Raw genomic sequence first — 11,059 nt, 5'->3', positions numbered from 1 at the left:
TTGTTTTTTTTTATTGTGTAGTTTTAATCCGTGCCCCTTCCCCACCAACACACCCTCAAACCGACAACAGTCCGCCCTCTCGTCTGCGGCCCGCCCCCGCCTCTGTTCGAGTGCAGGTGAAACTAGTGCTTCTCGGGTCCGGTGTAGTACTCGAACACCAGGCCGGCAGCTGCGGCCAGCACACAGACAACTGCGACTGCGATGAGCCACGGCTGGAAGTACGCCAGCGACACTGCCGCGAGTGCAGCAGCGGCGGCCAGCAGGATCGGCCAGAAGCTACCCGGGCTGAAGAAGCCCAGTTCTCCTGCACCGTCCGAGATTTCAGCGTCGTCGTAGTCCTCGGGACGGGTGTCCAGACGACGAGCAACGAAGCGGAAGTAGGTACCCACGATGAGCGTCAGACCTGCAGACAGGACGATGGCCGTCAGTCCGGCCCACTCGATACCTGTGCGTGACAGAGCGGTGAACACTCCGTAGATGATCGCGACGAGAATGAAGAACATCGTCAGGATCTCGAAGAGCTTGGCTTCGATCTTCATATCAGCACTTGTCCTTGTTCAGTGAAGAGGCTGGCCGGCTCAGTTGCCTGCAGTGGCGACGGTTGCCTGACGGTACTCGCGGTCGGTGTTGAACGGCGTGGTCGACGTAGCCACCGGCGACTGACCGATTGCCTGCAGAGCCTCAGCGGTCGTCAGACCACCATTGCCCTCCGCGTCACCCTTGCGCAGTTCGATGTACTTGGCGAAGTCCTCCGGCGAAACCGCACGAACCTCGAAGTTCATCATCGCGTGGAACGTGCCACACATTTCTGCACAACGCCCGACGAATGCGCCTTCCTTCTCGATCTCACTGATCTGGAAGATGTTGTCCGAGTGGTTCTCTTTGGGGTTCGGGAGAACGTCACGCTTGAACAGGAACTCGGGCACCCAGAATGCATGGATGACGTCCGAGGAAGCGAGTTCGAACTGGATTCGCTTGCCGGTGGGCAGAACGAGGATCGGGATCTCCTGGCTGGAGCCGACGGTCTCGATCTTGTCGTAGTGCAGGTAGCTCAGGTCCTCGGTGCTGTTGCCGTGGATCGGGCCGGGAACTTCTTCGCCGTGATCGTTGACAGTGGAGCCCTCGGTCTTGGCAGCCTCTTCGGCCTCGACGTCGATTCCGTTGTACTTGGCGGAACCGTCACCGAACTCGATGGAGCGGTAGCCGAACTTCCAGTTCCACTGGAAGGCCGTGACGTCTACGACGACGTCAGGGTTGTCCGTCTTGTCCAGAACATGGTTCTGAACGATGACGGTGAAGTAGAAGAGAACCGCGATGATGACGAAGGGAACTGCCGTGTAACCGAGTTCGAGCGGCACGTTGTATGCCGTCTGACGCGGGAATTCCGGCGAGTCCTTCTTCTTACGGTGGAAGATGACGGCCCAGAAGACCAACCCCCACACCAGCACACCCATGACGAGGGCGGCTACAACCGACCACGTCCACAGCTCACGCATGCGCGTCGCTTCCGGGGTGATGCCCGAAGGCCACCCGAAACGAAGCACTTCGTTGTCGATGGAGCAACCCGACAGCAGCAAGGCAGCAATGCCCAGAGATACTGCCAGCCCCGCTCGCCGAAGGATCCGACCTTGCGCCACGTTCACGCCTTCCTGATCGCCACAAAATTCAACTAGGGCATGCCCGGAGGGAAGGCCCAATTACTACGCAGCGTAGACCAAAGCCGGGCGCTATCCATCCTCGGGTCCTCGCCCGTGTCGCGGCGGACGTCACACAGCTCTCTCAGGTGCTGCTCAGGAACGGCTCAGGTCGTTTGGGCGACACACATCACGTCGATTCGTTCCGCCGCGATCGGCAGAGACGTCGATCTGCGGCATACTTTCGACAAGAGTTCGTTGACCTCTCCCCGACACTCGTGTCCGGGAGCCTTCTGTACGAAAAATTCTGAATCGAGGAACCGGACGCTGTGTGTGGACTGCTCGGGCTACTGACATCTGGCGGAACCAGCGAGGACGCCGTCTCGCGGGTCGACCAGGCGATGCATTGCCTTCGTCACCGCGGGCCGGACGAACACGGGACGTGGAATGACGACCACCTCGTCTTCGGGTTCAACCGCCTGGCGATCATCGACATCGCTCATTCCCACCAGCCGCTGCGTTGGGGCCCGCCGGAGAATCCGGAGCGCTACGCGCTCACGTTCAACGGCGAGATCTACAACTATCTGGAGATCCGCGCCGAGCTGGTCAAGGACCACGACGCGAAGTTCTTCACCGAGGGTGACTCGGAAGCCATCGTCGCTGCATTCCACTACTGGGGTGAAGATGCAGTCCGGCGCCTGCGCGGAATGTTCGCGTTCGCGATCTGGGACACCGACACACGTGAGCTGTTCATCGCGCGCGATCCGTTCGGTATCAAGCCGTTGTTCATCGCGACCGGCGGCGGCGGCACCGCGTTCGGCAGCGAGAAGAAGAGCCTGCTCGAACTTACCGATCTGATCGGCATCGGTACCGAACTGGATCCGCGCGCCATCGAGCACTACACCGTTCTGCAGTACGTACCGGAGCCGGAAACACTGCACAAGCAGATCCGACGCCTGGAATCGGGCAGCTTCGCGCGGGTGCGTCCGGGCGAGGAGCCCACGTTCACGCGGTACTTCACGCCGAAGTTCCCGGCCAAGCCTTTTGCGCCGGGCACGGAGAAGGCGCGCTACCAGGAAATCGCCGAGGCACTCGAGGATTCGGTTGCCAAGCACATGCGCGCCGACGTCACCGTCGGTTCATTCCTGTCCGGCGGTATCGACTCCACTGCCATCGCGGCGCTGGCGATGCGTCACAACCCCAACCTGATCACCTTCACGACAGGTTTCGAACGTGAGGGCTATTCCGAGGTCGACGTTGCTGCAGAATCCGCCGCAGCGATCGGCGCGAAGCACGTCGTCAAGGTGGTCTCCCCCGCCGAGTTCGCCGCTGCCATTCCCGAGATCGTCTGGTACCTCGACGACCCGGTGGCCGATCCGGCATTGATTCCGCTGTGGTTCATCGCGAAGGAAGCTCGCAAGCACGTCAAGGTGGTGCTGTCCGGCGAGGGCGCCGACGAGCTGTTCGGCGGCTACACGATCTACCGTGAACCGTTGTCGCTCAAGCCTTTCGAGTACCTCCCCAAGGGGCTGCGTCGGGCCGCGGGCAAGTTGTCCGAACGCATCCCGGACGGCACTCGCGGCAAGAGTCTGCTCAACCGCGGCTCCTTGACGCTCGAGGAGCGCTACTACGGCAACGCTCGTAGCTTCAACGACGCTCAGCTTCGCGCCGTCCTGCGCGACTTCCGACCCGAGTGGACTCACCAGGACGTCACCGCGCCGATCTACGCGCAGTCTCGGGACTGGGATCCGGTTGCCCGGATGCAGCATCTCGACCTGTTCACGTGGTTGCGAGGCGACATCCTCGTCAAGGCCGACAAGATGACGATGGCCAACTCGCTGGAACTGCGTGTGCCGTTCCTCGATCCCGAGGTCTTCGACGTCGCCTCACGCGTTCCGCTCGATCAGAAGATCACGAAGGACACTACCAAGTACGCGCTGCGTCAGGCCTTGGAAGGTATTGTGCCGCACCATGTTCTGCACCGCGCCAAGCTCGGATTCCCGGTTCCCCTGCGCCACTGGCTTCGCGGCACCGAACTCTTCGACTGGGCACATCTGCAGATCGAAGAGTCGGGAACCGACCACATCTTCGACAAGCAGGCCGTCGTGAAGATGCTCAACGATCACCGCGAGGGCGTTTCGGACCACAGCCGACGCCTGTGGACCGTCTTGACCTTCATGGTCTGGCACGGAATCTTCGTGGAGAAGCGCATCGTGCCGCAGATCCAGGAACCGGTGTACCCGGTCAATATCTAGGCCTTCGGCCCCGTGAGCGGTTAGGGAGTCTCCGGACTCCTCAACCACTCACGGGGCGCAGCCCCCTAGGGCAGAATCGTTGCGATCTCGTCCGCTGCCGCGCTGCCGTACGCCTCGGTGAGACGCTTGAGGGCCTCGTCGCGGTTGAACACCCACTCCTGGGTTCCGACGGTCTCGAGGATCAACACAGCGACCAGCGATCCCAGCTGGGCGGCACGCTCGAAGCTCAGACCAGCGCCGTGTGCGAGCAGGAAGCCGGCACGGAAGCCGTCGCCAACACCCGTCGGATCAACCTTGCCCGTCTCGGGCACTACGTCGACGCGCACCCAATTACCTTCGGCATCAACAATTTCCACACCCTTGGAGCCGAGGGTGGTGACGCGGATGCCGACCTGTGCGCGGATCTCTTCCTCACTCAGACCCGTCTTCTGCTGAAGCAGACCCCACTCGTACTCGTTGGTGAACAAGTACTTCGCACCGTGGATGAGCGCCTTGGCCTCGTCACCGGACAGGCGGGCAAGCTGCTGCGACGGATCAGCTGCGAACGGAATTCCGAGCAGGCGGCATTCGTCGGTATGGCGAACCATTGCTTCGGGGTCGTTTGCGCCGACCAGCACAAGATCCAGCGCACCCGCGGTCTTGGCCACTGCTGCGAGTTCGATCTCGCGGGCCTCGCTCATCGCGCCGGGGTAGAACGACGCGATCTGCGCCATGTCCTCGTCGGTGGTGCACACGAAACGCGCGGTGTGTGCCTTGTCCGAGATGCGGACCGCGCTGCAATCGACGCCGTTGTCCTCGAGCCAGGTGCGGTATTCGGCGAAGTCCGCGCCGACCGCACCGACGAGCAACGGCGATCCACCGAGCACGCCCATTGCGTAGGCGATGTTGCCGCCGACGCCGCCGCGGCGGATCACGAGGTCGTCCACCAGGAAGCTCAGCGAAATGTGGGCGAGCTGATCGGCGAGGAGCTGATCGGCGAAGCGGCCGGGAAAGCGCATCAAGTGGTCGGTGGCAATGGAACCGGTTACCGCAATAGTCACGGATCGTGGCCTTTCAGCGAAGTGAGTACAAGAATGAAAGAGGAGCAAAAGTTCACGTTACTGCCCGTAGCGCCGTCTTTGGCACCCGAGCCGTCAGATCGGAACCGCCTGGGTACGAGTCACCACAAACAACTGACGCGAAACCGAATGTCGGTTCCGCGTCAGTTGTTTGCGAATTGAGTTGTGATCGACGGACTCAGTTGAACGAGTCACCGCAGGCGCAGGAGCCTGTTGCGTTGGGGTTGTCGATCGAGAAGCCCTGCTGCTCGATGGTGTCGAGGAAGTCGATGGACGCACCTTCGACGTACGGCGCGCTCATCCGGTCGACAACCAGGTTGACGCCGTTGAAGTCGACGGTGAGGTCACCGTCGAGCGTGCGGTCGTCGAAGAACAGCTGGTACTTCAGTCCGGCACAGCCGCCGGGCTGCACTGCGATACGCAGCGCGAGGTCGTCGCGACCCTCCTGATCGAAGAGTGCCTTCGCCTTGGCGGATGCGGCCTCGGTCATCTTGACGCCGTGGGTGGCGGTCTCGTTCTGCACAGTCATGGGCTCTCCCTAATGTTCGTACCAACCCGTGAACGCTTCAACGGTACGCCGCTGCCGACTTATTCCCGCCAGTCCTTACCGGGTGCGATTCGTCTTCATCCTATCCGGTCTTCCCGTCACGGCAACGGCGCGTCGACGCTGGTGGATTCTGCGCTCTGTTGACCGCGCCAGATGTTCCACTCGCGCGCCGTATGTTCGGTGAGTCCCTCGAGACACGCCGACGCTTCGTTCATCGCACGTTCCACCGAACCCGCGAACTCTGTCACCGATTTCGCTGCGACGATCGAGGTCGACGCGTAGTCCGCCTCGTCGAGCGTCACCTGGCCGGCAAAGACGAGCGTCGGAACGCCGTGCGCTGCCCCGGCCGAAGCGAGCGTTGTGACGAGTTTGCCTCGCAGCGATTGGTGGTCGAACTTGCCTTCGCCGGTGATCACCAGGTCGGCAGACTCCAATAGCGCTGCCTGCCCGGTCCGATCGGCGACGACGTCGGCCCCGGATTGCCGCTGCGCACCGAGCGCGAACAGCGCAGCACCGATACCACCTGCGGCGCCGGCGCCAGGAAGATCCGACACTCCCTTCCCGCTGATGGACTCCAACTGTTCTGCCCACATCGCATTTCTCGCTTCGAGGACGGCGATTGCCTCGGCGTCGGCGCCTTTTTGCGGGCCGAACACCGCTGCCGCACCGTGCTCGCCGAGAAGTACGTGTTCGACGTCGGTGGCCGCGACCAACTGAACGCCCGCCGCAGCCGCCGTTGCAGCCTCCAGGCCGCCCAGCGCCTCCACCAGTCCACGTCCCCCGTCTGTGCAGCAACTCCCACCAAGTCCAACGACGATCGTCTTCACGCCTTCCTCGAGCGCAGCCGCGATCAGTTCTCCGACACCGCGACTGTGCGCGGCGAGTGCGCTCGCACGCGTCGGTGGACCTCCGAGCAGGCCGAGCCCGACTGCTTCGGCCGACTCGATGTACGCCGTGCCCGAATCCAGCAGCCACTTCGCGTCGACGCCCGCGGTCAACGGTCCGGACACCCGCGCGGACCGGATATCGCCCCCCGCCGCGGCCAAGACGTCGACAAATCCCGGTCCCCCGTCGGATTGTGGCGCGGTGACGACGTCGTCATCGGGTCGGCCGCGTCGCCAACCGGCAGAAATGGACTCGGCCGCCTCGACGGCGGTCAGGGTCTCGCCGAATGAATCTGGAGCAACTATTACTCGCATAGCCGAAGTCTAAGAGTGCCGAATGACCCCGATGTTTCGGTTTCTCGAGCGTTTGAGCGTCTTGCGCGATTGTGATTTTCAGAAAGACCGAGGTCGGTTTCCCAGACCGTGCACTTATCCAATAGCCTGGAGGTGTGAAATTGCTACGCCGCGGTGACTCAGACAACTCCGACAAACGTGACGTCGAGGGCACTGAGGCATCCTCGGCCTCCGAAGAGGCGCCCATCGAGCAGGTGGGCAAGGGCCGCCCAACACCCAAGCGTCGTGACGCCGAGGCGAAGAGGCGTGGCCCGGTTGCGCCTGCCCCGCTGACCGCGAAGGAAGCCCGCGCCCGCCGCAAGGCGACCCGCGGATCCAAGGAGGACCGCAAGGCCGAAGCCGCCGAGCGTCGCGCATCGTCGGCAGACCGCCGCGCCCGCATGCTCGCCGGCGAGGACAAGTACCTGCTCCCCCGCGACAAGGGCCCGGTTCGCGCCTACGTCCGTGACTTCATCGATGCTCGCCGCAACCTCGTCGGGCTGTTCATGCCGCTCGCATTGATCCTCATCATGACGATGTTCGTCACGCCCGCACTCCAGCAGATCGTCACGCTGGCAATGCTCGTGATGATGCTCTTCATGGTCGGTGAAGGCATCTGGCTCGGACGCATGATCAACAACCGCGTCGCCGAGCGCTTCCCCGACAGCACCGACGGCGGATTCAAGCTCGGCTGGTACGCGTTCGTTCGCGCGTCGCAGATCCGTAAACTGCGCGCACCGAAGCCTCGTGTGGGGCCGGGCGACGCAATCTGAGTGTGACGAAGACGTATAGAACTTTGGTCCTCGGCGGCGCGCGGTCTGGCAAGTCCGCGCACGCCGAGGATTTGGTTTGTGCAGGCCATTTACCCGAAGATTCGGCACCGATCCGGTACCTGGCGACAGCGAAGCGCGATAACTCCGACGCCGACTGGGAAAGCCGGATCGATCAGCACCGGAGCAGACGGCCTACTCACTGGTCGACCGTCGAGACCGCGGATGCAGGTGACCTCGCGGCACAGCTCGAAAGCGATTCACACACAGCGACGTTGGTCGACGATCTGGGAACGTGGCTGACCACGGAACTGGACCGTCAGAGCGCCTGGGACGCACCGCGCGGCACCATCACGCCCGCTGCGGACAGCCTTGTCGCCGGCGTCGAGAACTACCGCGGATCCCTGGTACTGGTCAGCCCCGAAGTGGGTTTGGCCGTGATTCCCGAGACCCGGTCGGGACGATTGTTCCGCGACGAGATCGGCACTCTCAACGCTCGTATCGCCGCGGTGTGCGATCGTGTCGTACTAGTGGTTGCAGGGTTACCGCTCGTCTTGAAAGATACTGCTGCACAACCGGAAGGCACGATGTGAGTACCGACGCCAATTCAGGGGCCAATCCAGTTGCCGACCCAGAATCCAACCCTGACGTCGCGCCTGTCAGTAGCGCCGACTTCGAACCTGTCACCCCGCCCGACCGCGACGTGCGCGCGCAGGCCGACGCACGTCAGCGTGATCTGACCAAGCCGGCCGGCTCACTGGGCCGCCTGGAGGCTCTCGCCGGTTGGGCATCGGCATGCCAAGGAGTTTGTCCTCCACATGCTTTCGCTCGACCTCGCGTCGTCGTCTTCGCCGGTGATCACGGAATCGCCCGCAACGGTGTCTCCGCCTATCCCCCTGAAGTGACCGCACAGATGGTCGCCAACTTCCTCGGGGGCGGCGCGGCAGTCAACGTCCTCTCCGAGGTTGCCGGCGCCACCGTTCGCGTCGTCGACATCGCGGTGGACGGCGATACCGATCCGGCCGTCTCGAACCACAAGGTACGCAGGTCTTCCGGGTCCATCGACCGCGAAGACGCCATGTCGAACGAGGAAACCCTCCAGGCCATCGCTGCCGGCCGAGCGATCGCGGACGAGGAAATCGACGGGGGCGCAGACCTTCTCATCGCCGGCGACATGGGCATCGGCAACACCACACCCGCCACTGTGCTCATCGCCGCCCTGACGGACAGCGAACCCGTGGCGGTCGTGGGTCGAGGTACCGGTATCGACGACGCCGGGTGGATCCGCAAGACTGCCGCGATTCGCGATGCTCTCCGACGCGCTCGTCCGCACGTTCGCGACACAGTCGCGCTGCTGCGCACGTCTTCGGGTGCCGACCTTGCAGCGATGGCCGGCTTCCTGGCCCAGGCAGCGTCGCGTCGTACGCCGGTGATCCTCGACGGCGTCGTCGTCACCGCAGCCGCCATGGTCGCCGACGAGCTGGCTTTCGGCGCACGTGAATGGTGGGTCGCCGGGCACCGCTCCACGGAACCCGCACACACCATCGCGTTGACGCGAATGGGTCTCGAACCGATCGTCGAGTTCGACATGCGACTCGGCGAAGGGTCAGGCGCAGTCACCGCGCTCCCGATCCTTCAGGGCGCAGTGGCGATCCTGAGCAAGATGGCGACATTCTCCGAGGCCGGTGTCAGCACTCAGGGCAGCGCGCCCGCTGAAGAGCCCGAGTCGATCGACCTGACCAAAACCGTTACGGCGGAGTGAGCGTGGCGGGCCCGCTGTCCGGTGTGCCACTGGCCTTCTCGTGGCTGACGGTCCTCCCGGTTCGTGGCCCCTCCGACATCGATCGCGCTGCCGGGCGTCGCGCCATCACCGCCGCTCCGCTGACCGGAATCGCTCTCGGGATTGCCGCGACGTTTCTACTCTGGGGCGCAACCAGCATCGGCCTTAATCCCTATCTCGCGGGCTTACTGACGGTCGGCGCACTCGCTCTCGGAACCCGCGGGATGCACGTGGACGGACTGGCAGACTCCGTCGACGGACTGGGTTGTTACGGTCCACCGGAGCGCGCCCGCGAGGTCATGCGCAGCGGCGGTGCCGGCCCCTTCGGGGTCGCTGCACTGTTCATCTTCCTTGGTCTGCAATCGGTCTCCTTCGGCGTCCTTGCTGTTGCCGACTCCCCCACGCAGTGGATCGCGGTCCTCGTAGCTGTCGCTGCGGGCCGAGTCGCCGTCGTTTTTGCCTGCCGCCGAGGCGTTCTCGCGTCGAGCCCGAGCGGATTCGGTGCGCTCGTCGCCGATTCGCAGCCGCTGTGGGCCGCACTCGTATGGTCGGTTCCACTGATCGCCGTTTCTGCCTTTGCCACCGACCGGTGGTGGCTCGGCCCTCTCGTCACCGCGTCGGCGCTGCTGATCAGTGTGCTGTGTGTGCGTCACTGCGTCCGGCGATTCGGCGGACTCAACGGCGATGTTCTCGGATTCGCGCTCGAACTCACGGTGACGCTGACGGCCGTCGGCCTCACTCTCGGACTGTGATCTGACGTCGTGCGAGTCGGAGTCCTGGCTTACGAGGGTTGCCTGGCGGCCGAGATCTTCGTTTTCACGGATCTTCTGCTGATCGCCAATCGCGTCGCCGATGGAGCGTCCACCGACCCCTTCGAGGTATCGGTCATCGCCGCGTCCGGCTCGCCCGTCGTTGCGGCGGGCGGATTTTCGATCGGCGCACAGGAGGGGCATCACGACATCGATCACCTGGTGGTGCCAGGGTTCGAACTTGTACCGTCCGAAGATCCCGCGACGCGCTTGTCGCTGTGGGACAGAGAAATCGACTTCATCCGTGCCTGCGAGGCGCGGGGCGTTCGTGTGTCGTCAGTGTGCGTCGGCGCATATCTGCTGGGCGAGGCCGGGCTTCTCGACGGACGCCGCGCTACGACGTCGTGGCTGTACGGTGCCGACCTCGCGAGTCGATATCCCGATGCGACGGTTCGAACCGATTCGCTGATCGTCGATGACGACGGCGTCACCACCACTGCGGCGTTCACTGCAGCGCTCGACCTCGCCTCAGCACTCGTGCGCGAGCATCTCGGCGACAAGATTGCGCGAACGACGGCAAGAATTACTCTGGCGCCGGATAACCGAACCAGTCAATCTCCGTACGTTGTCGACTCGATGCTGCCCGTGAAACACACACAGTTTGCCGAGGCCGTCGGAAGCTGGTTGGTCGAACGGATAGCGGAGCCTTACGACTTGGATCAGCTGTCGGCAGCTTTCCGCGTCAGCACCCGAACAATGCTTCGGAAGTTCGGAGACGAGACCGGGGAATCGCCCCGCGCCTACCTACAGCGTGCACGGGTGCGAAAGGCCAAACGCCTGTTGGAATCAACCGATTGGCCACTCGGAAAAATCTTGGGACACATCGGTTATCAGGATCCTGGAACCTTCCGTCGACTGTTCGCCGACCGTGTCGGAATTAGCCCTGCTGACTATCGAAAGCGGTTCCGCGACGGCGGCACCGGATAAGTCGCGCGTGGCGAGCCCGCCCGAAAACGTGGCGAACCGCCCTCTTCTGTAGTTGATCCCGC

11 protein-coding genes are annotated in these 11,059 nt (G+C 63.5%); 6 read left to right on the top strand and 5 right to left on the bottom strand.

All coding sequences use genetic code 11. The features are described from left to right. Positions 1-122: 122 nt before the first annotated feature. Positions 123-539, bottom strand: a complete 417-nt coding sequence (locus ACFQ6H_RS08825) for a cytochrome c oxidase subunit 4 (protein WP_003941723.1) — start codon at positions 537-539, stop codon at positions 123-125. Positions 540-578: 39 nt separating this feature from the next. Further along, on the bottom strand, positions 579-1,643 hold the full coding sequence (locus ACFQ6H_RS08820; protein ID WP_378447998.1) for a cytochrome c oxidase subunit II: 1,065 nt from the start codon (positions 1,641-1,643) through the stop codon (positions 579-581). A 320-nt stretch (positions 1,644-1,963) separates the two neighbouring features. Here ACFQ6H_RS08820 and asnB point away from each other — a divergent pair, with 320 nt between their 5' ends. Beyond that, a complete protein-coding gene (asnB, locus tag ACFQ6H_RS08815) occupies positions 1,964-3,889 on the top strand; it encodes an asparagine synthase (glutamine-hydrolyzing) (protein WP_378645480.1) in 1,926 nt (641 codons plus the stop codon). A gap of 65 nt (positions 3,890-3,954) precedes the next feature. Here asnB and ACFQ6H_RS08810 read toward each other — a convergent pair whose 3' ends face one another. The 3 genes from ACFQ6H_RS08810 to ACFQ6H_RS08800 form a co-directional block, all read right to left on the bottom strand. After that, a complete protein-coding gene (locus ACFQ6H_RS08810; RefSeq protein ID WP_378538848.1) occupies positions 3,955-4,929 on the bottom strand; it encodes a carbohydrate kinase family protein in 975 nt (324 codons plus the stop codon). A 196-nt stretch (positions 4,930-5,125) separates the two neighbouring features. Next, positions 5,126-5,476, bottom strand: coding sequence for an iron-sulfur cluster assembly accessory protein (locus tag ACFQ6H_RS08805; protein ID WP_007730053.1), 351 nt, complete (start codon positions 5,474-5,476; stop codon positions 5,126-5,128). 116 nt (positions 5,477-5,592) lie between these two features. Continuing rightward, positions 5,593-6,693: a glycerate kinase gene (locus ACFQ6H_RS08800; protein ID WP_378645477.1), complete on the bottom strand. Its 1,101-nt coding sequence runs from the start codon at positions 6,691-6,693 to the stop codon at positions 5,593-5,595. A 134-nt stretch (positions 6,694-6,827) separates the two neighbouring features. Between ACFQ6H_RS08800 and ACFQ6H_RS08795 the strand changes: the two genes are divergently transcribed. The 5 genes from ACFQ6H_RS08795 (at position 6,828) to ACFQ6H_RS08775 (ending at position 10,997) form a co-directional block, all read left to right on the top strand. Beyond that, positions 6,828-7,484 carry a DUF3043 domain-containing protein gene (locus ACFQ6H_RS08795; RefSeq protein ID WP_007730051.1) on the top strand — a complete coding sequence of 219 codons (657 nt, stop codon included), beginning with the start codon at positions 6,828-6,830 and terminating at the stop codon, positions 7,482-7,484. A gap of 2 nt (positions 7,485-7,486) precedes the next feature. Continuing rightward, positions 7,487-8,074 carry a bifunctional adenosylcobinamide kinase/adenosylcobinamide-phosphate guanylyltransferase gene (locus ACFQ6H_RS08790; RefSeq protein WP_378645474.1) on the top strand — a complete coding sequence of 196 codons (588 nt, stop codon included), beginning with the start codon at positions 7,487-7,489 and terminating at the stop codon, positions 8,072-8,074. Between the two features lie 110 nt (positions 8,075-8,184). Then, a complete protein-coding gene (cobT, locus tag ACFQ6H_RS08785; protein ID WP_378645489.1) occupies positions 8,185-9,243 on the top strand; it encodes a nicotinate-nucleotide--dimethylbenzimidazole phosphoribosyltransferase in 1,059 nt (352 codons plus the stop codon). Between the two features lie 2 nt (positions 9,244-9,245). Beyond that, the gene (locus ACFQ6H_RS08780; protein WP_378645471.1) at positions 9,246-10,013 is read left to right on the top strand and encodes an adenosylcobinamide-GDP ribazoletransferase; all 768 of its coding nucleotides are present in this window, start codon (positions 9,246-9,248) and stop codon (positions 10,011-10,013) included. A 9-nt stretch (positions 10,014-10,022) separates the two neighbouring features. Further along, on the top strand, positions 10,023-10,997 hold the full coding sequence (locus ACFQ6H_RS08775) for a GlxA family transcriptional regulator (protein WP_378645466.1): 975 nt from the start codon (positions 10,023-10,025) through the stop codon (positions 10,995-10,997). Positions 10,998-11,059 lie beyond the last annotated feature (62 nt).

The sequence above is a fragment of the Rhodococcus sp. NPDC056506 genome (assembly GCF_042794945.1).
Lineage (GTDB): Bacteria > Actinomycetota > Actinomycetes > Mycobacteriales > Mycobacteriaceae > Rhodococcus_F.
The sequence above is the reverse complement of the archived record's forward strand: the minus strand, read 5'-3'. Positions and strand labels throughout refer to the sequence as shown.